Raw genomic sequence first — 25311 nt, forward strand, 5'->3', positions numbered from 1 at the left:
TCTCATACCGCTCAGTAATAGGGCTTACTATGTGAGGAGAAAGTAGGAGCATCCAAATGGCAGCAACCATTGTATTTCTTGTTCTTATTGGCCTAATTGCAGCAACGTTCGGCAGTCTTGTCGGACTGGGCGGCGGTATTATCATCGTACCGGGGCTGATTTTTTTCGGGCCGCATTTGCTAGGAGAAGCGATATCCTCCCAGACAGCGGTGGGAACTTCATTAGCGGTGCTTATTTTTACAGCGCTTTCCTCCACACTTGCCTATATGAAGGTGAAGCGGGTGGATTGGCGAAGCGGTGCGATTTATTTTATAACGAGCGGGCCGGCTTCTATGCTGGGTGCGGCGTTAACGGAGTATTTCAAGGACAATGTATTTAACTTGGTGTTCGGGTTCTTCATGCTCGGGATGGCAATTCTGATGATCGTGAAGGAACGGCTGAAGCCGGTGAATATCACGTGGCGAGGCACACGTACGTATGTAGATCCCTCTGGTCAAGCGACCGAATATGGATACAGTGTTGTGCCAATGCTGTTTATTGGATTTGCAGTCGGCTTCATCTCAGGGCTGTTCGGGATCGGGGGAGGATCGTTGTTCGTTCCGCTTATGGTACTGTTATTTCGTTATCCGCCGCATGTCGCTTCAGCCACATCCATGTTTGTCATTTTTCTATCCTCCATTCTCGGAACTACGGTTCATGCCTGGAATGGATCGGTCGATTGGATGCTGGTAGCGGTATTGGCTCCAAGCGCTTGGATCGGCGGAAGATTAGGGGCTGCAATTGCGAATCGAATGTCTGGCAAAGGGCTGTTGCTTGTCCTCCGAATTACCCTGTTCGTACTGGCAATTCGCATGATTGTGAGTGGATTTGCAGGCTCATGAACATTTTACATAGGCTAGGATATTCGAACGAAACTTATAACTGATTACTACGTATATTGGAAGAAAAGGAAGCAATTTTTAATAGAAAGTAGCGTGAAGCCTTGAATACTTCAGATAAAACTCCACACGTGGTCACCAGTAAAAGTTATACAGCGGTAGCGGTCAACTGTGCGGCTAAGACAGGTGAATGGATCAAGAGTAAATTAGGGCAGTACATATCGCTCAATATAAAATCATCTATGCACGATCTCGTTACCGAAATTGACAAAGGAGCCGAGCAGATGATTCGTCGTCTGCTGTTGACTCATTTTCCGCAGCATGCCGTTCTCGGTGAAGAATCAGTAGATCCTGGCAAGGATGCAGCCAAGCGGGCGTTGGAGAACGCACTGCAGGAGGAATATGTATGGATCATCGATCCGCTTGATGGTACCACGAACTATGTTCACGGGTTCCCATTCTACTCCGTTTCAATTGCTTTGGCGCATAAGGGAGAAGTCATTGTTGGGATTGTGTACGATCCGATGAGAGACGAACTATTCGTCGCAGAGAAGGGCAAGGGGGCCTATGTGCACGGAAGCCGAATGCAGGTGGCGCCTGAGCAGCAGCTTGGAGCCAGCTTGATTGCAAGCGGATTCCCCACGGAGCGCGAGCGTGCGCTGCCTGCGAATCTGGCGGGAATTACTGCACTTGCGCCGCAGGTTCGCAACATCCGTACCGCAGGTTCAGCTGCTCTCCATATGGCCTATGTGGCGGCAGGCCGCTTGACAGGGTTCTGGGAACTCAACCTGAATGCTTGGGATTTGGCGGCAGGAAGCTTGCTGATCACAGAATCTGGTGGCAAGGTGACAGATACGTATGGCAAGCCCTATCATTTGGGCGTGCGTGATGTCGTTGCTTCGAACGGACATATCCATGGCTCCTTCATTGAAGCGCTAAGAGATGCGAAAGCTCAAGGGTAGAGAATAGCATTCAAGCTCATACTAGTGGAAGCATATGTTTGAGGGAGGTGTTCCTGTGGCTGAACGGGACAAGGATTCACAAGAACGACTGGAAGCGGAGCTGCATGAGCGTCTGACGGCTGGGGAGATGGAGTCCGAAGAGCCAAGTGAGGCTGTGCGACGGCGGATAGCGCCGCGGACCGAAATCCGTATTCAGACGACGCTGGATCCAATCGTGGAAGAGACGAATCGGTATCGCTCTATCGCTGAGGAAGTAGACGACCGTTATGACCAATATATGAAGCGCGCTAAGCGCGATGGAGAGTCCCGGACATAGTCCGGGATTTTTTTGTGTACCAAAACCATTGCCCGAAGTGAGTCATCTTACTATCGAAATTCATTTTGATGGAGGTTGTTGTTGAAATGACTTGCTTTTCGCAAATGTATTTATTATCTATTTTTTTCATTTCTGTATAAAAAAACTATTTTAATGGGTTGTGCATCTTATTATCGAAATTGACTTCAAATGAAGGAGGAACGATAATCATGAGATCAAATAAAAAGCTGCTTGCAGCAATAACTGCATTCAGCATGCTCTTCGCTCCGCTCATTACAGCGTGGACAGATTTAGCTAAAGAGAGTACGAATAAGGGCATCAAAAGTAATGGGCAAGTGGAAATAGCGATAGCTGATCTGGACGCGCAAAAGGCCCAGAGGGCAATGAAACAATTTGCAGGCAAGGAAGTCGAATTAGAAGCAGTCTCGGAATCCAAAGGAACGACGTAATATCATATTTTCCGTTTCCAAAACTATTTAGGGCCTCCATGCATCATAGTGGTGACCGAAGGGGGAGGAACTATGGATCAGAAGATGCTGATTGTCCGCGCGCAGCAGGGCGATACACACAGCTTTGCACTAGCGGTACAGCAAATTCAAGACCGATCGTACCGAATCGCATATAGTTATCTACACGATGAGGCCGCCAGTATGGACGCAGTATGCGATGCTGTGGAGAAGGCCCTTATTCATATACAGAAATTGAAAGACCCCGAAAAATTCAACACTTGGTTCACTCGGATTGTCATCAATCAGTGCAAAACCTATTTGCGTAAAAATAAATCGATAGTCTACATAGAGGACGAAGAGGTTATGGGAGTCGCAAAGCGTCCGCCGACGGACGAAATGCTGGATTTTCAGGCTCTTATGGAGCAGCAGCCGCCAATGACGCGGATGCTCATCCAATTGAAGTATGTTCAAGGGTATACGCTAGAAGAAATTGCAGAGATGACAGATATGCCGCTGGGCACGGTTAAAACGAAAATATATAACACAATTAAGCTGTTTAAAAAGCAAATGATGCCAGAAATGAAGGAGGCTAGATGCTGATGGAATTTAGGGATGAGGAGATCGAAGCAATGTTCGCAAAATTGCCCGAAGTGCCTATTCCACCTAATCTGTCTCAACGGATTGCGGAGCGGATCGAAAATATGGATCGCCGCCGCCATCGGACGAAGATTGTACAGCGCAGCATAGGAACGGTTGCGGCCGGCGTTTTGCTGTTCTCTGGCTCGATCATGTTTGTGCCTTCCTTTGCCGCGTATGCGAAGCAAATCCCCGGACTGGAGGCCGCAGTCAAGTGGCTGGAGGGGGCGGGCAGCTTTATGGGTATCCGCAATGCCAAGGAGCATGGTTACATTCCGGTGCAGACCTATCGTACGAAGTGGGGAGAGCGGGAGGTTAGCGTCGACAATTTGTATTTGGAAGATGATCGTCTGTTCGTTACGGTTACAATCAAGGGCGAGGATATTGCCGAAGCGCAGCGTTCCGATCGATTGTATAACGATTTCGAGGATTATACGGCTACGCTCCCTGAATTTGATGAACACCGATTCTCAGATGGAAGTAATCATACGACTTCTTATCTTATTGAATCCGTGGATGAGGCGCGTAAACAGGCTAAGGCAAAAGTGGATGGTATTGTTACTTGGACACATAACATTCCTTTGCTTCCAGAATACGTCGAGCAGTTGAAACGAGAAGATAAGGATCGGAAAATAACGATCCGGCTAACAAAAATTAAACGCAATGATGAATACAAAAGCATTTACTCCGAATCAGAGGATATTCAGGTTCCGCTCGGAATCAACAATATAAAGCCAACTCGCGTGGTTAATCTGGAGCGGACGGCAGAACCAGCAAACTCAATTGTGCAGCAGTTTGCTCTTAAGGATATTATGATCTCTCCAACCCGCATGCTGCTTGAGGCTCGAACTCGAATTCAAGATGAAGGAAAGGCAGATCTGCATCCGGGTGACGATTGGAATGAGATTGTCCGAGAGAATCTTATTCTGAAAGATGAAACCGGTAAAGTGTATCCGATTCGACAATCTTCAGGATTCAATGATTTGGTGAATGGGGTTAGCCGCAACCAGTGGGAGTTTGTCCCGTCTGTCTATTTCGAGAACAAGCCGAAGCGCATGACTCTGGAATTGAAGAGATTGTATGTGACTCAAGCCCGACCCAATCATACGTTCCGTCTTCGCACGGATGATAAATATCCGAAGAAGATCCAATATCAGGGCAGGGATATAACGATACTAGGCACGGAGTATGATAATAAGGGAGTCCTCCATCTCAAGGTTCAGCCAGATCAAGCGGGAAATAACCCGTTTCAGAGCGCATTCTTGACGTATGAGCCCTATTACTTGAAGCTTCAGGAATCAAGCTCGAATGAGCTTTGGAAGCAATATGACTTGAAGCTGGATACACCGGAGACGAGAGCTATTCCATTGGTAGGCAAGCAATTATACGAAAAATATGAAAGAAATATTACGTTCAATTGGGTATTGGGAACGATTTTTGAGGATAAGGATAAATGGGGGCAGGAGAATAAGAAGCAAGATGTTTATGATATTGCGATTATGGCTCCGAAATTGGATGAATATGAGATATCGATACGAAGAAACAATGAGCCGGTAGAGGTCAATCAGAAGATTGAGTTTACGATCCCGCCGCTCGCAGAAGAACACGATCAGGTAGGCAGCTTGACGGAGCCGAAGCATGGCAAGACGGTGAACGACCTCGATTCTCCCTTGTTAGAGCGCATCAAGCAGGCAGTACGAGAAGTTGCCGGCCGTGACATTGAGTTGAATGGTGTCGAGGAATACCGTGGATCGTCTTATCATGATGTTACCGTCTATAGTAAGGATAACAAGAGCTATGCCGCTCTTGATGTGAAGCGGGGAACTTTCGATGTGAACATCTCTATGAACTACGGTGAGCTGCCAGATAAGATGAAGCGGATTGTTGAAGCACAAACAGGACTGGACGAAAATCAGCTGGCTGCCCGTATTCAGGAAATTACTCGTGCAAAGACAAGGGTAGATCGGGATGTGCATACCTGGATTACAGGAAAAGATATCGACATCGAGATGGAGGGAGAACGAGTCCTCAGCATGTCTTATGACATTCCGATGGATCAAGTAAGTGCCAAGTCACGTGAGTCGGCGAAGCAAGCTTCCCTCACCGTTAGAGGGAAAGAAACCTCGATGGCGCGTGCAAGCCGTACTTATCGCTATGACAGCCGCATCGGAATTGCAAAGGATTATTACAATTTTGAGGATCAGAAGCGTGAGTTGTCCATTCAGGTTGGCTATAACTCTGGACGCATACTGTCCGTTTATGATTCCGACATTTTAGAAACGGGAACGGATGCAACCGAGGCCCTCTTCGACAAATTCTCGAATAAGCAAGTACTCGACGCAGCGGCGCCTGACGTGAAGAGGCTATTCGGCATTGATCTAAACGGGTATTCGGTTGAACGATATAACGGACAGAACTGGTATATCTTCAAAAGAGAAGGCAGCCTGACGATTGAAGGAGAAATGAACCGTCATTCGAAGTTCTACCGCCTGGATATTGATAATAATAACGATATAAATTTAAATTAGACAAGAGAAAAAAAGGTTAGAAAAGCTGACTCGCGAAGCAGAATTCGCTTTATGGGTCAGCTTTCTGTGTTCATAGGGGTAGTCAGGCATGTTGAAATAGAAATCCTAAGGATAATCCTTTACCTCATTTTGCGCAACTATGATTAGGGAGAGTTTATCTTTTATCTAAGAATCATTGGGGCAAAGTTTGAATACGGCCAGAAAAAAAGGAACTGACTCTCCGCATAACTGGATGCAGGGAGGACAGTTCCTTTTGTGTTGCCGGTGCGCCTATATTGCTTGTGCAGTTGGCGCAGCCTTCGTATAGGTGATAGCTTGGCTGCCCATTTGCTCCCATCCGCGCTTGAAGGCGGCGCGCGTGATACGATCGCGGCGGCCAAGCGGATCATGTACGTATACATATTGCTCGTCATAGCCGATCACGAGCAAGGAGTGCTCATAGTAGGTCACTTGGATTGGCCCATCAGCAGTATTCCAAGTGACCCAAGCGTTAGCGGGGACAGAATCGTACAGTGTCGTATGAATTACCCATACTGGCGTTCCTTGTCCAACTGTCCATAACAGATGGTTCAGGGAGGTGCCGGTCATATCAATGATTCGTCCCGGCAAATATTTCTCCGCGACCTCTGCTATCGGCTCATGATATACCCCGAGACCAGGATTGGCGAACGTGTACATATCGCCGACGAATCCTCGATGCGGATTGCCGAAATAGATATCGCCGTTTTTCTTCTCATACGGCGTTGTATCTTTGCGGATATTCTTCGCAAGCTCCATCTTGTCTACTTTCTGACCTGCGGATTGCAAGAGCATAGCAAGCGCAGTCACTTCACAGCCACGCGGCAGCTCGGGGAGCTGCAAAATAAGCGGGGCTCCATTCAAGCGGATCGATTTCGGCGCAGGCTTCTTCGGATCCCACATCACATGCTGACCGCGGTAGGTGACTCTGCGTCCGGGAACCTGCTTTGAGTAATTGACAGCATCCTCCCAGCTATGGAACAGTGCTGTATAGCTTGTTCCCATCTTGACTGCATACGAACCGAAGGCATCGTAGGCTAGATAGGAGGACAATTCCTCTCTCCACTCGTTCCACTTCTCTTGTTTAGGCGCCTTCGGTGTCGTGGTCAGCGCGATAACGCCGTCACTGCTGTGAATATGCCGACCAAACGCTTTGCTAGCTGGTCGAAGCGGGACGTAGGTAACTCCGTCCTTCTGGACAGGCAATGTGTTGACAGAGACTGCGGATTTGCTGCCGGATGGGGTCGCGATACTGACCCTGCCTGCCTTGAGCGAATACGTAATCTTCGCGTCGTCTCTTGACAACGTAAGGGTACGGCCGCTCTTATCGACAGCAAGCTCTGCGTCGAGCTTGTCCGCTAGGAAGCGGGCGGGTACAAGAGTCTCTCCCTTCTCTTGATAAGGCGCGGCCTTCGGCTCGGACTCTGCAAGCGGCACCAGATAGCGACCAACCCTTGCAGTGTTGCTGTACAGCAACAGAACAATGTCATCCGAAGGCGGCCCGAAGGAGAAGGATAAGGAACCTTCCTTGAGCTTAGAGAGAATAAAATTTTGAAAGGGAAATGCACATAAAGCTAGCAATATAAGAAACAGCAGCCATCGATTCAGCTGCCTGACGATTCGCGGCAAAGTTTATACCCTCCTCAGACATACTCCCTTCTTATATCGGCAATGTACCGAGGTTTCATTAGGAACTAAATTTTTTACCCCATTTATCCAATAAATGAACCTTTTATAGAAGATAGTTGTTAATCTAGTAGTGCATGTTCAAGGGGAGCAGCAACTAGCGATGTGTAGGAAAGGTGGAGAACCTGTTGACGGACAGGGAATTTTTCGAACGATACAACAGAGATGTATACAGGACCTGCTACTATATGCTGCGCAATGCCTCGGATGCGGAAGACGTCTGCCAAGAGGTGTTTATGAAGGCGCTCACGTCGGGATGGGCGCAGGTGGAGTTTCTCAAGACGTGGCTTATGCGGATTACGGTCAATCATTGCCTGAATCACTTACGCAAAAATAAGTCGAGATGGATGAAGGAGAAGATGCTGCTCTTGTTCCAACGAGAGCAGGTGGAGCCTTCTATCCTAACTGTAGTTGAACAAAAGGAATCGGAGGACGAGTGGAAGCGGCGCCTCGCGAAGCTGCCTGACAAAATCCGCATTGTCATCACTCTGCGGTATACGAACGATCTGCCGCTTGCCGACATCGCGGATATTCTGGATATTCCGCTGGGAACCGTGAAATCCCGGTTGAACCGGGGATTGAAGATGATGAGGGTCATATTGGACGAGCTGGACGATGATTTGAAGCTGTCAGAGGAGCAATCAGTCAAGCGGAACAGTAGCTTGGGAAGAAAGGAAGGTGAGGAACTTGGAGAAAAAAACAAACGAAATAACGAATCTTTCTCAGCAGCTGGGCGATGAAGGCAGCCATTCCTACCCGGACTTCGAGGCGATGTGGATGCGGATTGAGGCGGCCAAAAATGAGCAGGACGAACAAGGAACGTCTGCCGCTCCGTTACAGACGAAGCCGCTGTTCCGCGGGCGCAGGTTGGCTGTGCTGTCATTGGCTGCGTTTGTGCTGTTGGCTACTCCAGTGCTTGCCTATATTACCGGAAAGTGGGATTTTAAAAATCTTAAAGGCGTGGAATCAGCGATCCAACAGGGATTCGGGCAGCAGATCAATAAGAAGGTTACGAATAGCGGCGTCACATTCACTATCGATACAGCGGTGTCCGACGATAATGGAACTACGCTGTTATACAGCTTGAATACAGGGGATAAGCAGGAACGAAAATGGATATTCGACCAATTTGATTTCAAAGACGAGAAGGGAAATTCCATTGCAAGTCTGGATCTTGTGCAGAAGATGAATATGAACTGGAGTAAAGGAAGCTATTGGCATAATTGGAATGAAGAAAACCGAACCTACAACGGATTCTTCGATACGTACTGGACGGTTCCCGGCAAGGAAGCGAATGTGCAATTGTCTGCGCGTGGGCTGCAAGCGTATGACTATGTTCGTGTACCGATCGATTTGGATCCGCACAAGACAGCGGTACAGACTTTTTCGATTCATGATGGCGGGATCGAAGAATTGAAGGTGCAGTTCACGAAAGGCGGACAAGGGCAAGCACTCCTCAAATATTCTGTGTCCTACACGGATGATTCGAATATTAACATCGTTAGACCTCAAATTGTGGTGAAAAGAGAAGGGAATATAGTAATTCAATCAGGCGCTAGTTTGACTAGAACGTTCAAAATCGAAAGACATCCAGAATGGGGTGTACAAGAAGGCTATAGCTCGGACGAACTACTGCAGGGCGGCAATTCATTCGAATTTGTATATGGCGTGAAGGGAAGCCATATCGAAGGAGAATGGAATATCGGCATGTTTACCTTGAATAAGGAGAAGGCGATGAAGGCGTCAGTGACCCGGGAATTAAACATTCCGATCCACTCGGCGCTAGGGGACTCGATCCTCCGCAAGCTGATTATCAGGCCGACAGCGATAAAATTGGAGGTGGAGAATAAGAAAGGATTCCGCAGACTTCCTTACCGAAAGGTTTCGTTGTTGGTGAACGGACGTAAGCTGGAAGGGGGAGAGACAGTGGATTATACCATTATCAATACTCCGCTCCATGCATATCGGCAAGTCTATGAGTTTACGGTACGGCCCGATCTGCAGTTGACCGCGGACACGCCGGTAGAATTGTTGTTGGAACGTGAGATCGAGGAGATAGAAAACTACAAGAAGCCAATCAAGTTGACAGATATTACAGATCAAAAGAAAGAAACGCTTGTGGACGTGGAAGGTTATCCGGTCAAAGTAACCTACTATACCAAAAACGGCGACTTGTACGTCGAGAACGAGAGCGAGAATCTAAACTTCAGCGGCGTTGCTCAGACGTACATGAAACAGGGAGATGAGCGAATATACGGAAAAGTCCTGTTTTACCAATGGGAGGAGAACTGGCTCGATTGGGAGAAATCCAACAAGTACGTAAACGTATATCGCGGATTTAAGGGAAGCGAAACAGAAATTTACTTGTATAACTTCCATATTAGACATTGGGATCGGAATATGAAAATAAAGCTGCAATAGGATGAACGATGCTGTCCTCGTCAGGATATGACGCGAGGGCAGCATTTTTTTTGCATTCCTTCCAAATTAGTGAACCTAAATGAAAGCGGCTGTGTTAATTAGAATAGAGGCTTGCGCCTGAGGGATCCCATAAACGCTATCTTGCGGCCTGACTAACAACCAATATCGTTTGAATTTAGAGAGGAGAATAACTCATGAAAAATACGATGAAAGTAACAATCGCTACACTTTGCAGTATCCTGCTGCTAGGTTCCATGAGCGCTGCTGTACAGGCAGCATCGTCGCAATCAATCAACGGTATCACGCTCAAGACGGCAGCAGCCAAAGCGCCGACTGATGCAGAAAAAAAGAAAATGTTCGAAGCGGAGAAGAAAAAGATATTTCAAATCAAAAAAAATCCGGGGGATTTCTATGTTCTATATGTCAGTGATAAAAAACTGAATGGCGGAAGTGAGTTTTTATATTCTTCGGAGTTCCCCAAATTCACAAAATATGAAGACTACAAGAACTGGACAACTAAATTGAAGGGAGCAGTTATTCAGGAGCCAGAAGGGATGCCAGAAGGATATAAATTCGTAAATGGAGTAATCCAAAATCCGTATACACAGTTCAATGCGCAAGTGAAGGCTGAAGCCAAAGGCAAAGTGGTGTATTCCAAAAAGATAGAATGGGATGAAGCGGGAATGATCAGGCTGGAATATGCCAATGGCAAAAACAAATTGGTGCTGAGTCTGAGAAAGATAGAAAACGGAGAGGAAAAGAAATCTATAGAAGGATTCCAGTTTAAGTCTGCCGACGAGAAGGCCAAAGAAAATGCTAAACAGCCAAAGAATGAAATCCTTCAAGACATCAATAATTCACTGTCATGGACAGAAAAAGGATTAAGCTGCACGATTTCCACAAATCCCGAGAATCCTTTGACGAAGGAAGAGATGATCAAGCTTGCGAAAACGATGATTAAAAAATGATATTTGCTGAAGCCGGCAAAGCATTATAAGGACGAGCGATGGAAGGAGAAGGCGCAAGTGAAGCTTGCCCGCAAAGACAAGTAAAACAGAAACAGACATAGTCGTTTCCTCCCAGCTATGGCTGTTTGTTTGCTTAAGTTAGATATCTTAATCTTGCTTATTCAGCATATGGAATACTTGCTCGACGTCCTTGTCTCTGCTGGACGACGACTTGAAGGGGCCAGAAGAGCATTCAATCAGAAGAACTTGGGTGGAAAGGAAGATGGGGGACCTGAAGGAAAGAATAAACGGAATAACAAAACTTTTCTGGAATTTGGGCGATGAAGGCAACCATTCCTACCCGGACTTCGAGGCGATGTGGATGTGGATCGAGGCGGCTAGGAACGAGCAGGACGATCGAAGGATCTCTGCCGCTTCGTTACAGATGAGGCCGTTGTTCCACGGACGCCGGTTGGCCGTGTTGTCAGTGGCTGTGTTTGTGTTGTTGGCTACTCCGGTGCTCGCCTATATTACCGAGAAGTGGGATTTTAATAATCATCAAGGTGTGGAATCAGCGATCCAACATGGATTCGGGCAGCCGATAAATAAGAAGGTTACGAATAGCAGCGTCACATTCGCCATTGATACGGCGGTATCCGACGATAATGGTACCACGCTGTTATACAGCCTGAATACAGGGGATAGGCAGGAACGAAAGTGGATATTCGATCAATTCGATTTCAAAGACAGTAAAGGAAACTTCATTGCACACCTGGATGATGTGCAGAAGATGCAAATGCACTGGGGAAAAGGCTACTATTCGCATGCATGGGATGAAGAAACCCAAACCTACAACGGATTTTTCGAAACGCCTTGGACGGTGCCCGGCAATGAGACGGATATGCAATTGTCTGTGCGCGGGCTGCAGGCATATGACTACGTTCACGTTCCGATCGCTCTGGATCCGAGCAAGACAGAAGTGCAGACCTTTCCGATTCATGGCGGCGGGATCAAGGAATTGAAAGTGCAGTTCGTAGAGGGCAGGAAAGAGCAAGTACTGCTCAAATACACCGTGTCGTACACGGATGATTCGAATTTTAACATCGTTGGCCCTCAAATCGTGGTGAAAAAAGGTGGGAAAAAGGTAGATCGAACGGGCTATAAGATGACTGATTATATTGAGATTGAAGGGCATACAGAATGGGGCGCGCAAGAAGGCTACAACCTGGGTGAACTACTGCAGGGCAGCAACTCATTCGAATTTGTGTATGGCGTAAAGGGAAGCTATATTGAGGGAGAATGGAATATCGGCATGTTCACCTTGAACAAGGAGAAGGCGCTGCAGGCATCAGTGACCCATGATATGAACATTCCGATCCGCTCGGCACAAGGGGGATCGATCCTCCGCAAGCTGATCATCAGACCGACAGCCATGAAAGTAGAAGTGGATAATAAGAACGGATTTAGCGGACTTCCGTACCAGTCGGTTTCGTTGCTGGTGAACGGTCATAAGCTGGAAGGAGAAGAAACATGGGATTATGCTAATTCTCCGTTAGGTGCTTACAGGTCAGTGTATGCATTCTCGACATCCCCTGACCTGCGGCTGACCGCAGACGCGCCGGTAGAATTGCTGCTGGAACATAAATTCGAGGAGATAAGAGACTACAACAAGCTGATCAAGTTAACTCACATTACAGAGCAAAAGAAAGAAACGCTTGTGAACGTAGAGGGTTATCCGGTAAAAGTGACCTACTATATGAAAGACGGTGACCTGTATGTTGAGAACGAGAGCGAGAATCTAGAGTACAGCGGCGCTTCTCAGACATACATAAAACAGGAAAATGAGAGGATATACGGGGAAGTCCTATTTTACCAATGGGAGAAGAACTGGGTCGATTGGAGGAACTCCAACAAATTCATGAACGTCTATCGCGGATTTAAAGGAACCGAAACGGAGCTTTGCTTGTTTAGTTTCGACATTCGACATTGGGATCAGAATTTGAAAATTAAACTGCAATAGGATAAACGATGCTGTCCACGTCAGGATATGACGCGAGGCAGCATTTTTTTTGCATTCTTTCCAAATTAGTGAACCTAAATGAGGGCGGTGGTGTTAATTAGGATAGAGGCTTGCGCCTAAGGGATCCCATAACATTGCAGTGCGGCCTGAATAACAACCAATATCGCTTGAATATGAGGGGAGAATAACCTATGAAAAACACAATGAAAGTAACAATCGCTACACTTTGCAGCATCCTGCTGCTAGGTTCCATGAGCGCTGCTGTACATGCAGCATCGTCGCATTCATTCAATAGCATAACGCTCAAGACGGCGGCTGCCAAGGCTCCGACTGATGCAGAGAAAAAGAAAATGATCGAAGAGGAGAAGGCAAGGATCGTAAAGCTCAAAAAAAATCCTGGGGATGTTTATCTCGTGTATGTCAGCGATAAGAAGCTGAATGGCGGAAGTGAGTTTCTATACTATACAAATTTCCCGACATTCACCAAATATGAAGACTACGAAAAATATAGTTCTACATTAAAAGGGCCTATCATACAGGAGCCAGAGGGCATGCCGGAGGGATATACCTTTGTCAAAGGAGAGATCCAGAATTCAATTGATTATAAGAAATTGGAGGCACAAGTGAAGGCGGAAGCTAAAGGCAAAGTGGTGTATTCCAAAAAGATAGAATCGCCAGAGGTGGGAGAGATCAAGCTGGGGTACGCCAAAGGAAATGATAAGTTGTTCATGGAACTCTTCACGCTAGAGACAGATAAGAATGCTAAAGACGAAGGTTTCAAGTACAAATCTGCTGACGAATATGATGCAGAAACAAAGAAGAAGAATCCTCAATTCGTTAGAAATTCGGTGTCATGGTCGGAGAAAGGGATAAGATTCACCATTTCCACGAATCCTGGTAATCCATTGACTGAGGAAGAGATGATCGAGCTCGCGAAAACGATGATCAAGAAATGATAGGGAATAAGGCCGACAGAAGCTGCAGGTTAGGGTTGCCTGCGGCTTTGGATACGGAAGCAAAGGAGAATGATAGGCGAGATGCGATGGGGTTCGTGGTTGAAGCAAGGCACGATTCTAGTAAGCATTATGGCTCTGGTGAGCGGATGCTTCGGACCGAAGCCTGTGCTGGAGGAGCTTGGTAAGGATGGCCGCGGCAAATTAAAGGTGCTTTACTCTAATGAGGGCGATTTCTTTCGAGACTACGGAAATGTATTTACGCTCAAATTTCCGAATATCGACATCGAAGTGGTCGAGACCAATGGATTATACCAGCAGATGCAAATCCAAAAAGGTGTTGATTATGGGACGCTATTAACGAAGCTGATCGATGAACAGCAGCCAGATGTGTTGACTCTATCAGCTCCAGATTATGAAGAATACGCATTGGGCGGCAAATTATATAATCTAGATTCGATCATCAAGCAGGAGCAATTCGATCTGGAAGGGTTCATGCCAGGCTTGATCGATATGGTGAGAGAGCAGGGAGGAGGCGCACTATTTGGCCTGCCGCCGTTTTTCTATACGGAAGTGATCTACTATAATGCCGATTTATTCAAAGCGAATGCGATAGATCTGCCCAAAGGCGGCATGACCTGGAAGGATCTGTTCGATCTGGCTGCGCGCTTCGAAGATGCGGGAATGCCAGGGCTATATGCTGGCTATGAGACCGAGGTTTGGATGCTGAAACGCATAGCGGACACATGGGGCCTGCAGGAATTCGATGCCAAGGGGGAGCATATTCTGCTTGAATCCGAGAGTTGGAAGCAGGCCTATCAAATGATGACGGATGCAATACGTACCCGCGCACTGCAGGTTCAGAAATCGGATGCGATGTTTCTTCCCTCGTCCAACAATCTCTTCCTGCAAGGCAACGCGGCCATGACCTTCGGCAGCTCAGGCTTTATTAGCGAGTTTAGTGATCCGCAGAACAAGAAGGCAAGCAAGATGGATTGGGGCATGGTTCCTGTCCCTATTGATCCCTCCCACCCAAATGAAACGCCAAGCGCACATGCTGTTGAGTATTTTGCCATAAACGAGCATTCGAGCAATAAGCGGGCCGCCTGGGAATTTGTAAAGTACGTCAACGGACCGGAGATGGCGAAGGCAAGCTCTGCCATCTACTATAAGCTGCCGACGCGAACCGGGTTCGTCAAGTCGATTCAGGGCAAGAGTACAGAAGCTTTCTATGCCTTGCAAATAAAAAATATGAAATACGAGTCGGCGATAAAGCGGGTTCCTAATGAATTCTACAGTGCATATGCTCCTTTGCGGGAGGAAGCATTGAAGGCCATCATTGACAAAGAGAAAACCGTGGATGAGGCCTTGACAGAACTACAGCAGAAGGCGCAGGCAGCGCTTCAGAAGGTGCGCCAAGACAAAGTGAAATAAAAGAGATCGTTGAATAGACGTGTAAAGGAGAAGTGAAGTGGAGAAATGAGGCGAACCGGAAAACGAAAGGCGGCTGTACTGATTCTGCTCAGCATCGTCCTGGTCATAAGCGGATGCTTCGGGAGTAAGTCCGTACCAGATGGGCTTGGCGGTGAAGGCAACGGGAAGCTGAAGGTGTATTATCCCTATGTGGAGGACTTCCATAACAAGTACGGCCAGTTATTTACGAGTCAGTACCCGGACATTGAAATCGAGATCATCAAGTCGGGGAATGAAGGAGAAGACGCATCAGACAAATTAAGCGGGCAGGAAAAGCTGCAGCGTATGATGGAGCGTCAGAAGCCGGATGTCCTTGTTCTCAATCTGGATGAGTACGAGCATTTATCCAGTATGGGCAAGCTGTATGATTTGGAATCGGTTATCAAGCAGGAACAGTTCGATTTGGACGGTTATATGCCCGGTTTGATCGACATGCTGCGCGAGAAGGGTAACGGTTCCCTATTTGGGCTTGCTCCTACGCTCAGGGCTGGGTACTTATACTACAATGCGGATATGTTTCAGGAGAAACGTATTGATCTGCCGGTGAACAAAATGCAGTGGAAGGATCTCTTTGAATTGTCTGCAAGATTCCATAACGGAAGGACGGATGAAGATGCTTCCTATGGATTGATCAATAATCAAGCTTCTGATGTATTGCGGGAAGTCGCGGATACGATGGATTTGCAGCTGTTCGATACGGAAGGCAAGAAGGTGCTGCTGCAGTCCGAAGGCTGGAAGCAAGCATTTCAGTTAACGGTCGATGCGCTCAAGAAAAAGGCGGTATCCGTTCGCCCGCCAGAGCAGAGCGGCGATCCGGGATCGCGTTATATATTGGCCATGAACAAATTCGTTAACGGGGAATCCCCGATGATTCTCAATGATTCGTCCTTTGCCGCACACATTGGCGGGTCTTCTTCCAAGATAAATTGGGGCATGGTAACCGTCCCTATCAATCCGGCGCACGCAGATGAGACTGACAGAATCTCTGCCACGCAAATATTCGCCATTGCTGCCGATTCGGCAAATAAACATGATGCTTGGGAGCTCGTCAAGTTCATGAACGGCACAGGGATGGCGAAGATCATATCCCGTTCTGGAAGAAGTGATTTACCAGCGCGGACGGGATATATCCCGAGAAGCTTGGAAAGAGGCGCTGAGACCATTTATATGCTGAAGCCAGGGAAGCATCATACGAACGAGCAGTGGAAGAAGAACATTCCAGACAGCTTCTATCAGGTGTATGAGCCGCTGCTGAATGAAGCGCTGCATGCGGTGGCCGGAGATAAGATGACATTGGAACAGGCGATTGCGGATCTGGAGCAGCAGGCGCAAGTGAAGCTGGATCTTGCCCGTAAGGACAAATAAAGCAGAAACAGCCATATCCGTAGAGAACGGACTATGGCTGTTTGTTTGCGTAGGATAGGTATCCTACCTTAGTCTTACTTATTCAGCATATGGAATACTTGCTCGACGTCTTTATCCCCGCGACCGGAGATGTTGACGATGATGATCTGATCTTCATTAAGCGTTGGAGCGAGCTTCAATGTATGAGCAACCGCGTGTGCGCTCTCGAGTGCAGGAATAATGCCCTCTGTCTTCGACAGCACTTGGAATGCCTCAAGCACTTCTTCATTCGTTACCGTCACATATTCCGCGCGGCCGGATTCCTTCAAGTGGCTGTGCTCCGGTCCGATACCCGGGTAGTCCAAGCCTGCTGCGATGGAATAGGTTGGAGAAGGGTTGCCTTCCTCGTCTAACAGGACAAGACATTTGAAGCCATGCAGTACACCAGGCACACCCTTTGTTAAGGTTGGCGCTTGATCCGGCTCGACGCCGATTAGACGTACAGATCGCTCCTCAATATAATGGGCGAAAGCGCCGATTGCATTACTGCCGCCACCAACACAGGCGATAACGGCATCAGGGAGACGGCCTTCTTTCTCCACAATTTGACGCTTCGATTCTTCGCTAATAATCGATTGGAAATGCTTCACGATAGACGGGAATGGGTGTGGACCGACAGCAGAACCTAACAGATAGAACGTAGACGCATAGTTTTCTACCAAATCATCCAGTGCTACGTCCACCGCATCTTTTAGACGTCCTTGCCCCTTCGAGACCGACACGACCTTGGCTCCAAGCAATTCCATACGGAATACATTCAATGCCTGACGGCGAATATCTTCTGCCCCCATATAAATGATGCACTCCATACCGAACATGGCACATACTGTTGCTGTTGCAACACCGTGCTGGCCTGCCCCTGTTTCCGCGATGATGCGGTGTGCGCCCATTCGCTTAGCGAGCAGAATCTGCCCGAGTACGTTGTTGATTTTATGGGAACCGGTGTGATTCAAATCCTCGCGCTTCAAATAAATCTTGGCACCGCCGAGCTTCTCTGTCAGATGCTTCGCATAGGTGAGCGGATTATCACGACCTACGTATTCGCGTGCGTACATATTGTATTCTTGGATAAATTCCGGGTCGTCCTTGTACTTGTAGAAAGCTTCTGCGAGACGCTCCAATACTCCTTGCAATTGGGGCGGTACATAGCTTCCTCCGAACTGCCCGAACCTGCCTTGCTCTGTTGATACGGTCATGTGAATACCCCCTCGGTTCCAATGATTAGCAATAATTTGTCCATATTTTAGCGCACTATCGGGTTAAAGTCTAACATTATTTCTGGTGCATCAGCTTCTTATAGAGATGAAAAAGGGTATAAAGTTCAGGAGGTGTGTCCGAATCTTAGATGATATGCGACATATGATTGGAACATGAATGACCTAATGATATAATCAATATGATGAAAACGTTGTCTTTCGATTTGCGTTTTCGATTTTCGTAAGCGTGATCATAAGTTGGCATATGGGGGATCTCCTCTGAACGAGACAGATAAAGTCAGGCTTGAGAAGGTGAGGGAGAAACATGAAATTGTTAGGCGCTATTGAAGGCGGAGGCACGAAGTTTGTCGTTGCTGTCGGTACCGAAGATGGACAAATTCAGCAAATCGAATCGTTCCCGACGACGACACCGGAAGAGACAATGGATCGTACGGTTGCGTTCTTTAAAGATAAAGGGGTTAGCAGTATTGGCTTCGGTTCCTTTGGACCGGTTGATTTGAATCCGAACAGTCCCACATACGGACATATTGCAAAGACACCTAAGCCGCATTGGAGCGGATATGATGTAGTCGGACATTTGAAGCGTCATCTTAATGTCCCTGTCGGCTTCGACACGGATGTAAATGGAGCGGCACTCGGTGAAGCGACATTCGGCGCGGCTAAAGGATTGAACAGCTGCTTGTACATTACAGTAGGTACAGGCATTGGGGCTGGTGCTGTCGTGGAAGGCAAGCTGGTACACGGTCTGCTTCATCCAGAGATGGGTCATATTATGGTGAAGCGTCATCCAGAAGATACGTATGAGGGCAAGTGCCCATACCACAAGGATTGCCTTGAGGGTCTTGCTGCAGGTCCGGCAATCGAAGCGCGCTGGGGTGTGAAGGCGTACGAGTTAGGCGAAGACCATAAGGCTTGGGAGCTTCAGACCTTCTATTTGGCACAAGCGCTCATGAACTACATTTTGACGATTTCTCCGGAAAAAATCATTCTTGGCGGCGGCGTTTCCAAGCAATTGCACTTGTTCCCACGCATTCGCGAGCAAGTGAAGACATTGTTGAACGGATATGTTCAACATCCTGCCATCTTGGAAGTGAACGAGGATTACATCGTGCCTCCAGCATTGCAAGATCGTGCGGGTATTACAGGAGCGCTTGCACTTGCGGTACAAGCATTGAAATAGAGAACCTAGGGAGCGTTCCCCTGGAAAAATAAAAAGAAACCGTTCTTTGCTAAATGGATGCACGATCAGTCATTGGGTGAAGGAACGGTTTCTTTGTGTTTGCGAGGTGGAAGGTTCATGTTGATATAGTCCAAGAGAAGATGTTTCCGTTTATTCAAAGTCAGCTTCATGATCGTTTCCACATTGATCGAGTCACTGTTCTCCATGCACGATACCATCGCATCTATGAATGCCCGGTCTGAGCGGAATTCCATTTCTTTTGTGAACAAAAGGTCGCTTTGTCGCCGCAGTATCCGCTTCAGATCTCCCTTATCTTCATACGCAAGGCATTGTTCTTGAATTTCTTTTAGGTTAAAGCCTAAGCCTTTATAAAAAAGAATCCAAATCTTCCACCTCCTGCAATTACTTTCCCATATGACGTGGCGTCACGCGCAAGCCTTATTTTTGCTTTCATGCATCTTGGCTGCTTAATCTACGACATCCCTGCACTGTCTGATCTAGCATATTTCATCGGATTGCATACTTTTTCCTGCACTAGGGAAAGGTAAGGCGTACTTAGCGTACTTACATACCTTGATGCGATGAGGGGTTGAATCACATGTTCAAATCAGCGTTCGGCGTGTTGCAGAAAGTAGGCAAGGCGCTTATGCTGCCTGTCGCCATCCTGCCTGCGGCAGGTATTTTGCTTGGCATCGGCAATGCGCTGCGCAATCCGGATATGATTGCGAGACTGCCTTGGCTTGGAAATAGTGCAGTCAGTGTCATCACGAACGTCATGGAGCAAGCGGGAGGCATCGTATTCGATAACTTGTCTCTCTTGTTCGCGGTTGGCGTTGCAATCGGTCTTGCTGGCGGAGACGGGGTAGCGGGCTTGGCGGCTATCGTTGGCTACTTCGTTATGAACGTAACGATGAAGGTCATGATGAACGTTACACCTGATGTTGTGGCTGGCAATTCGGCATATGCTACGATTCAAGGTATTCCGACTCTGCAAACGGGAGTGTTCGGCGGGATTATAATCGGGATTGTCGCAGCTGTTCTGTACCAGCGATTTTTCACGATTGAGCTGCCCTCTTATTTGGGCTTCTTTGCGGGCAAACGCTTCGTGCCGATTATTACGGCTGTAACCTCGCTTATTATCGGTATCATCATGGTGTTTGTCTGGCCATCTGTTCAACATGGCTTGAATGCCTTCTCGCATTCTTTGCTTGATTCGAATCGAGCGCTGGCCGCGTTCATATTTGGTATTTGTGAGCGGGCACTGATCCCGTTTGGGCTGCATCATATTTTCTATTCTCCATTTTGGTTCGAATTTGGGGAATACATGGACAAGGCAGGGCAGCTCATTCGCGGCGACCAGAAAATATTTTTTGCCCAGTTAAAGGATGGGGTGCCTCTAACAGCCGGAACCTTCATGACTGGTAAATTTCCATTCATGATGTTCGGACTCCCGGCGGCTGCACTGGCAATCTATCATGAAGCGCGCAAGGAGAACAAAGCCGTAGTAGCAGGCTTGATGGGTTCGGCTGCACTAACTTCTTTTTTGACAGGGATTACGGAGCCGCTTGAGTTCTCTTTCCTGTTCGTTGCTCCTTTACTATTTGCTGTGCATGTGGTGTTTGCAGGGCTGTCGTTCTTAACCATGCATTTGCTTGGCGTCAAGATCGGCATGACGTTTTCGGGCGGCGTTATTGACTATTTGTTGTTCGGCGTCTTGCAGAATCGAACGCCTTACTGGCTCGTTATTCCGGTTGGGCTTGTGCTCGCCGTCATCTATTATTTTGGCTTCCGCTTTGCAATTCGCAAGTTCAATTTGCGAACACCGGGACGTGAAGACACAGCTCCAGCAGCTGCCGCAGCTACGGGGTCAGCCGCCTCCAATGAACTGCCGCGCGGCATTTTGAATGCGCTTGGCGGCAAGGAGAACATTGCTTCCCTCGATGCATGTATTACGCGGCTTCGTGTACAGGTGAAGGATTCCGGTGATGTGAATAAGGATCGTCTGAAGGAGCTCGGAGCCTCTGGGGTTCTTGAGGTCGGCAACAGCGTACAGGCGATATTCGGTACGCGCTCTGAAACTATTAAGCATCAGATTAATGAGCTCATCACGCAGGAATCGATGGAGCTGAGGCCTGACGATGGAGATGCAGAAGTTCATCGTGATGCAGATACAGAGCCAAAGGATCGAGACAGTCGTCAGACATCGGATCGCGATACGGGTGATAATCGATAGCGCTTAGAAGAAAGCTATAGAAATAAGGCGTAGAAGTAAGACGTACAACCTGTTTTATATACCTGATTGCTGGCAACCGACTGAGGCAACTGAGAAATACAAGCAGCTTCGAACTAAATGTCAGTGATTGATGATGACTGTCCCCTCACAACTTGAGTTGTGGGGGGATTTTTGATTGTAAGGTTTGTTATCTTGGTTCACAACAACATCTCCAAAAAACTTCTCCTGCTTGATAGGCTCATGATCACAGTAAAGTGTGATGTGTAGGTATTGATTAGAAATTTTCCGTTACTACAACATAATTGTTAACCAATTAACATAATATTTGGTTAACAAACTCTTGTCCTTTGAGAAATCATTAGGTAAAATATATTTCTGAAATGTTAACTATATATTTATTTCTATGGTTAACGTTGAGGAGGTGCTGCATATGGTTCCATATATACATACAGACGAGAAACACCATTTCTCAAGAGGGCTATTTATATCCTCCACAGGAACTGGGATAGGGAAAACGATTGTGACCGCAGGAATAGGGGCGTACTGCCGCGAGATATGCCAGCGTCGAATTCGAATATGGAAGCCGGTACAGAGCGGGGTAACCTTGGGTGATCCTGAGGCAGACAGCTATCGTCTGCGAATGGGAAGCGGACTGTTAGAGACACCGGAAGAAGAGATCGCGACATGGACGCTGCCAGATCCGTTGGCGCCATGGATGGCGTTTGAACGGGCGGGGGTTCCATTTGCATTCGAGCGCTTGTTGGAGGAAGGACGGAGACGGCAGGAGGATGGTTCCTTTTTGCTGGTTGAAGGAGCGGGAGGGATCGCAGTACCGTTCAGCGCAGAGTACACGATGGCTGACGCTGCTCGCGAACTGGGTACACCGGTGCTGCTCGTAGCCTCGCCCGGTTTAGGGACAGTAAGCCATACGGTGACAGCAGTGCAGTATGCGAGGGAGCGAGGCATCACGGATATAGCAGTCGTATTCAGCGGACCGCGGTCATTGGCAGATGAGCGAGAGATTGCGGAAAATGCTCGGATGATTGAGGCCATGGCTGGTGTGCCCGTATGCGGGATTGTTCCCTGGCTAATGCAGCCTGCCAATGCTCAAGCAGTGGAAATGGAAGCTTGGGTGGCTTGGCGAGAGCAGTGGCTTGAATCCTTTGTCCGAATGGAGAAAATGATGGATTGGCTGCGGAAGCGGATATAAGCGGTACTGGGGACATAACGAAGGATAGCCACAGAGATGAATAGACACAAAGATGTAGCACAGTGATGTAGACGCAAAGATATAGAGATGTAGACGCATAGATATGGAAAAAAGATATAAGCACATAGATATAGACGCAGAGATGCAGGCACAAAAATGCAGACACAAAAATGGAAAGACACAGATAGATGCAATGTTCTACAGATGGAACGAAGATGAAATGAGGATGTCACAACCTTTTAGGGAGAGATGAGGATGAAGGAACAGTTGGTAAAGGCGGGTATGGATTGGCGCGGTCTTGCGGCAGAGATCATTGAGGGGAAGGTATTATCGCGTGAGGAGGCGCTATCCATTCTGCAGGCTAAGGATAGTGAGCTGCTTGCCATTATGGATGGGGCGTACCAGGTGAGGCGGCATTATTACGGTAATAAGGTGAAACTGAACTTGATTATTAATGCAAAGAGCGGTTACTGCCCGGAAGATTGCGGGTATTGCTCACAGTCGACTCAATCCGATGCCCCAATCGAGAAGTATACAATGCTGGAGAAGGATACACTTGTGGATGGTGCGCGCAAAGCGATGGAAATGAAGGTGGGGACGTATTGCATTGTCGCCAGTGGGCGGGGGCCTACGAAGCGGGAGTTGGATCAGGTCGTTGCAGCTGTAGAAGAAATCAAGACGACGATGCCAATGAAAATATGCGCGTGCCTAGGGATACTCTCGCAAGAACAGGCGGATCGGCTGAAGCAGGCTGGCGTTGATCGTTACAACCACAATTTGAATACGAGTGCCGATCATTATTCGCATATCACTTCAACGCACACGTATGAGGATCGAGTACATACAGTAAGTACAGCCAAGGCGGCAGGTATGTCTCCGTGTTCAGGTGTCATCATGGGGATGGGGGAGACTGACGTTCAGTTGGTGGATGTGGCCTTTTCCTTGCGCGAGCTGGATGCAGATTCGATTCCAATCAATTTCTTAAATTCAATACCTGGTACGCCACTGGCTCATCTGAATGAATTGGATCCGCGCCGCTGCTTGAAGGCATTGGCGATGTTCCGCTTCGTCTGCCCATCGAAGGAGATTCGGGCATCCGGAGGTCGTGAAGTGAATCTGCGTTCCTTGCAGCCGTTAGCGCTCTATGCGGCTAATTCCATTTTTGTTGGCGACTACTTGACGACAGAAGGGCAGGAAGCAACAGAAGATCATCGGATGATCGAAGATCTCGGATTTGAGATTGAACGATGTGCGTTATAAGTTCTGGGTCTGACCGCTGGGCATGGATGCGCGAGCAATTGGCGGAACGCGAGCAGGTCGGGCGTCTGCGTCAATTGACGCAGACAACTTGGCTGCCAGATGGCTGGGTGAATCGCGATGGGAAGAGGGTACTTAATCTTGCCTCCAACTATTACTTGGGGCTGTACCCTTGGATATCTGAGACAATGTGGCGATCGTTGCATGAGGAAGCTGTGGAACTGGGGGAGCCGGGACTACGGATCGGTTCTGGGGCTTCACGCCTCATTACAGGGCATGATCCTCATCATGAGGCATTAGAGCGGGAGATGTCGGATTTCAAGCAGACGGAGGCATGTCTCATTTTCTCAAGTGGATATATGGCTAATGCGGGAATCATCCCTGCGCTTGTTGGTCGTCACGACGTAGTATTTAGTGATCGACTTAATCATGCGAGCATTGTGGATGGGATTGTGCTAAGTCGTGCAGCGCATGTTCGCTACCCGCATCGCGATCTCAATCGACTGGAAGACCAATTGAAGAAGTGGACGGTTGGTGCATCAGGGGCGGGGAGGGCGTCACGCAAGCTGATTGTGACCGATGCGGTGTTCAGCATGGATGGAACAAGGGCATCGCTGAAAGAGCTAGTCATGTTGAAGGAGCGGTACGGTGCAATCCTGATGGTGGATGAGGCGCATAGTGGCGGTGTGTACGGTGCCGAGGGGGAAGGACTCTGTCATGAGCTTGGCATTCATGGGCATGTGGATATCATTATGGGCACGTTCGGCAAGGCTTTTGGGGCAGTCGGTGCCTATGTCGCTGCGGAGGATATTGTGATTAGGTATCTTGTGAACCATGCTCGAACTTTTATCTATAATACGGGTTTGCCGCCGTTCGTGGCAGCGCTTGTGCGCTCACGGCTTAGGGAAGTGCGCGCTGCAGGCCAGGCTCGTTCGGAGTTGATGCATAAGGCGGCGCTCTTTCGTACGCGATTGCAGGCTGGCGGCCTCGACACGGGAGAAGGGGACAGTCATATCGTTCCCGTCATGCTCGGCTCTGATCAGAGAGCAGTTGCGGTAAGCGCGGCTCTGACTGAAGCTGGCGTAGCGGGTCTTGCGATTCGCCCCCCAACTGTGCCGGAGGGTACAGCGCGCATCCGGTTCGCACCGTCTCCGCTGCATCAGGATGAGGAGCTGCTGCGGGCAGCAGATAGGGTTGTGGACGCTGCGAATCAATGGCAGGAAGCGTAACACGCTGATCGGCGACAGTAAAGGATATAACTTAGAAATATAGAGGATAAAGATAAAGTTTGAGAGATAGAGAATGAGATAAATATAAAGGCAAAGACAAAGACAAAAACAAAAAACAGTAGGACTGACAGTTACACGGGTAAAGCAGAGATAAGGATGAGAAGAATGATAAATATGAGAGTGATGCAAAACTAGAAATTAAAAATTGATGCGGGATAGAGCATGAAGATAGAGGTTGATATATGGTTGAAGAAAGCGATGGCATGAAATATGTATGCTTTCATACCGTCCATG

The 25311-nt window shown here is 48.0% G+C and carries 20 protein-coding genes; 18 read left to right on the forward strand and 2 right to left on the reverse strand.

From position 1 onward, the window contains the following. Positions 1–56: 56 nt before the first annotated feature. From ABN764_RS13720 to ABN764_RS13745, 6 genes are all read left to right on the forward strand, one after another. On the forward strand, positions 57–881 hold the full coding sequence (locus ABN764_RS13720) for a sulfite exporter TauE/SafE family protein (protein ID WP_142545388.1): 825 nt from the start codon (positions 57–59) through the stop codon (positions 879–881). A gap of 101 nt (positions 882–982) precedes the next feature. Then, complete coding sequence (locus ABN764_RS13725; protein WP_072730553.1) at positions 983–1840, forward strand: inositol monophosphatase family protein; 858 nt, start codon at positions 983–985, stop codon at positions 1838–1840. A gap of 34 nt (positions 1841–1874) precedes the next feature. Further along, positions 1875–2156, forward strand: coding sequence for a hypothetical protein (locus ABN764_RS13730; protein WP_142545389.1), 282 nt, complete (start codon positions 1875–1877; stop codon positions 2154–2156). Between the two features lie 209 nt (positions 2157–2365). After that, complete coding sequence (locus ABN764_RS13735; protein ID WP_446672199.1) at positions 2366–2605, forward strand: hypothetical protein; 240 nt, start codon at positions 2366–2368, stop codon at positions 2603–2605. Positions 2606–2677: 72 nt separating this feature from the next. Then, on the forward strand, positions 2678–3205 hold the full coding sequence (locus ABN764_RS13740) for an RNA polymerase sigma factor (protein ID WP_005543265.1): 528 nt from the start codon (positions 2678–2680) through the stop codon (positions 3203–3205). Then, a complete protein-coding gene (locus ABN764_RS13745) occupies positions 3205–5769 on the forward strand; it encodes a DUF4179 domain-containing protein (RefSeq protein ID WP_446672200.1) in 2565 nt (854 codons plus the stop codon). Before ABN764_RS13740 ends, ABN764_RS13745 begins: the two co-directional genes overlap by 1 nt. A 270-nt stretch (positions 5770–6039) precedes the next feature. Here ABN764_RS13745 and ABN764_RS13750 read toward each other — a convergent pair whose 3' ends face one another. Then, positions 6040–7416 (reverse strand): C39 family peptidase, encoded by a 1377-nt coding sequence (locus ABN764_RS13750; RefSeq protein WP_446672201.1) that lies wholly within the window; start codon positions 7414–7416, stop codon positions 6040–6042. 185 nt (positions 7417–7601) lie between these two features. Here ABN764_RS13750 and ABN764_RS13755 point away from each other — a divergent pair, with 185 nt between their 5' ends. The 7 genes from ABN764_RS13755 to ABN764_RS13785 all read left to right on the forward strand — a co-directional run bounded on the left by ABN764_RS13755 (position 7602) and on the right by ABN764_RS13785 (position 16652). Further along, complete coding sequence (locus ABN764_RS13755) at positions 7602–8213, forward strand: RNA polymerase sigma factor (protein WP_446672202.1); 612 nt, start codon at positions 7602–7604, stop codon at positions 8211–8213. Further along, complete coding sequence (locus tag ABN764_RS13760) at positions 8152–9894, forward strand: DUF4179 domain-containing protein (protein ID WP_446672203.1); 1743 nt, start codon at positions 8152–8154, stop codon at positions 9892–9894. Before ABN764_RS13755 ends, ABN764_RS13760 begins: the two co-directional genes overlap by 62 nt. Before the next feature lie 194 nt (positions 9895–10088). Then, positions 10089–10862: a hypothetical protein gene (locus ABN764_RS13765; protein ID WP_446672204.1), complete on the forward strand. Its 774-nt coding sequence runs from the start codon at positions 10089–10091 to the stop codon at positions 10860–10862. Between the two features lie 262 nt (positions 10863–11124). Then, a complete protein-coding gene (locus ABN764_RS13770; protein WP_446672205.1) occupies positions 11125–12861 on the forward strand; it encodes a DUF4179 domain-containing protein in 1737 nt (578 codons plus the stop codon). A gap of 191 nt (positions 12862–13052) precedes the next feature. Next, positions 13053–13817: a hypothetical protein gene (locus ABN764_RS13775; protein WP_446672206.1), complete on the forward strand. Its 765-nt coding sequence runs from the start codon at positions 13053–13055 to the stop codon at positions 13815–13817. Positions 13818–13898: 81 nt separating this feature from the next. Continuing rightward, positions 13899–15248 (forward strand): ABC transporter substrate-binding protein, encoded by a 1350-nt coding sequence (locus ABN764_RS13780; RefSeq protein WP_446672207.1) that lies wholly within the window; start codon positions 13899–13901, stop codon positions 15246–15248. Between the two features lie 45 nt (positions 15249–15293). Further along, on the forward strand, positions 15294–16652 hold the full coding sequence (locus ABN764_RS13785; RefSeq protein WP_446672208.1) for an ABC transporter substrate-binding protein: 1359 nt from the start codon (positions 15294–15296) through the stop codon (positions 16650–16652). A 74-nt stretch (positions 16653–16726) separates the two neighbouring features. On the opposite strand, the gene trpB is transcribed toward ABN764_RS13785, so the two are convergent. Further along, on the reverse strand, positions 16727–17887 hold the full coding sequence (gene trpB / locus ABN764_RS13790; protein ID WP_446672209.1) for a tryptophan synthase subunit beta: 1161 nt from the start codon (positions 17885–17887) through the stop codon (positions 16727–16729). Positions 17888–18212: 325 nt separating this feature from the next. Between trpB and ABN764_RS13795 the strand changes: the two genes are divergently transcribed. The 5 genes from ABN764_RS13795 to ABN764_RS13815 all read left to right on the forward strand — a co-directional run bounded on the left by ABN764_RS13795 (position 18213) and on the right by ABN764_RS13815 (position 25017). After that, the gene (locus tag ABN764_RS13795) at positions 18213–19088 is read left to right on the forward strand and encodes an ROK family protein (protein WP_142545398.1); all 876 of its coding nucleotides are present in this window, start codon (positions 18213–18215) and stop codon (positions 19086–19088) included. A 598-nt stretch (positions 19089–19686) separates the two neighbouring features. Further along, positions 19687–21321 (forward strand): glucose-specific PTS transporter subunit IIBC, encoded by a 1635-nt coding sequence (gene ptsG / locus ABN764_RS13800; protein ID WP_142545401.1) that lies wholly within the window; start codon positions 19687–19689, stop codon positions 21319–21321. A 430-nt stretch (positions 21322–21751) separates the two neighbouring features. Continuing rightward, complete coding sequence (gene bioD, locus ABN764_RS13805; protein WP_446672210.1) at positions 21752–22531, forward strand: dethiobiotin synthase; 780 nt, start codon at positions 21752–21754, stop codon at positions 22529–22531. A 255-nt stretch (positions 22532–22786) separates the two neighbouring features. Continuing rightward, positions 22787–23791 carry a biotin synthase BioB gene (bioB, locus tag ABN764_RS13810; RefSeq protein WP_446672211.1) on the forward strand — a complete coding sequence of 335 codons (1005 nt, stop codon included), beginning with the start codon at positions 22787–22789 and terminating at the stop codon, positions 23789–23791. Continuing rightward, positions 23779–25017, forward strand: coding sequence for an aminotransferase class I/II-fold pyridoxal phosphate-dependent enzyme (locus ABN764_RS13815; protein ID WP_446672212.1), 1239 nt, complete (start codon positions 23779–23781; stop codon positions 25015–25017). Before bioB ends, ABN764_RS13815 begins: the two co-directional genes overlap by 13 nt. Positions 25018–25311 lie beyond the last annotated feature (294 nt).

It is taken from the genome of Paenibacillus wuxiensis, from assembly GCF_040195695.1.
Classification (GTDB): Bacteria; Bacillota; Bacilli; order Paenibacillales; family Paenibacillaceae; genus Paenibacillus_B; species Paenibacillus_B suaedae.

What these genes read in the sequence shown, in the direction of transcription:
- bioB (WP_446672211.1), top strand. Translation starts at nt 22,787, where the DNA reads ATGAAGGAACAGTTGGTAAAGGCGGGTATGGATTGGCGCGGTCTTGCG.
- ABN764_RS13785 (WP_446672208.1), top strand. Translation starts at nt 15,294, where the DNA reads ATGAGGCGAACCGGAAAACGAAAGGCGGCTGTACTGATTCTGCTCAGC.
- ABN764_RS13745 (WP_446672200.1), top strand. Translation starts at nt 3,205, where the DNA reads ATGGAATTTAGGGATGAGGAGATCGAAGCAATGTTCGCAAAATTGCCC.
- ABN764_RS13740 (WP_005543265.1), top strand. Translation starts at nt 2,678, where the DNA reads ATGGATCAGAAGATGCTGATTGTCCGCGCGCAGCAGGGCGATACACAC.
- ABN764_RS13815 (WP_446672212.1), top strand. Translation starts at nt 23,779, where the DNA reads ATGTGCGTTATAAGTTCTGGGTCTGACCGCTGGGCATGGATGCGCGAG.
- ABN764_RS13780 (WP_446672207.1), top strand. Translation starts at nt 13,899, where the DNA reads ATGCGATGGGGTTCGTGGTTGAAGCAAGGCACGATTCTAGTAAGCATT.
- ABN764_RS13770 (WP_446672205.1), top strand. Translation starts at nt 11,125, where the DNA reads ATGGGGGACCTGAAGGAAAGAATAAACGGAATAACAAAACTTTTCTGG.
- bioD (WP_446672210.1), top strand. Translation starts at nt 21,752, where the DNA reads ATGGTTCCATATATACATACAGACGAGAAACACCATTTCTCAAGAGGG.
- trpB (WP_446672209.1), bottom strand. Translation starts at nt 17,887, where the DNA reads ATGACCGTATCAACAGAGCAAGGCAGGTTCGGGCAGTTCGGAGGAAGC.
- ABN764_RS13765 (WP_446672204.1), top strand. Translation starts at nt 10,089, where the DNA reads ATGAAAAATACGATGAAAGTAACAATCGCTACACTTTGCAGTATCCTG.
- ABN764_RS13775 (WP_446672206.1), top strand. Translation starts at nt 13,053, where the DNA reads ATGAAAAACACAATGAAAGTAACAATCGCTACACTTTGCAGCATCCTG.
- ABN764_RS13735 (WP_446672199.1), top strand. Translation starts at nt 2,366, where the DNA reads ATGAGATCAAATAAAAAGCTGCTTGCAGCAATAACTGCATTCAGCATG.
- ABN764_RS13730 (WP_142545389.1), top strand. Translation starts at nt 1,875, where the DNA reads ATGTTTGAGGGAGGTGTTCCTGTGGCTGAACGGGACAAGGATTCACAA.
- ABN764_RS13720 (WP_142545388.1), top strand. Translation starts at nt 57, where the DNA reads ATGGCAGCAACCATTGTATTTCTTGTTCTTATTGGCCTAATTGCAGCA.
- ABN764_RS13795 (WP_142545398.1), top strand. Translation starts at nt 18,213, where the DNA reads ATGAAATTGTTAGGCGCTATTGAAGGCGGAGGCACGAAGTTTGTCGTT.
- ptsG (WP_142545401.1), top strand. Translation starts at nt 19,687, where the DNA reads ATGTTCAAATCAGCGTTCGGCGTGTTGCAGAAAGTAGGCAAGGCGCTT.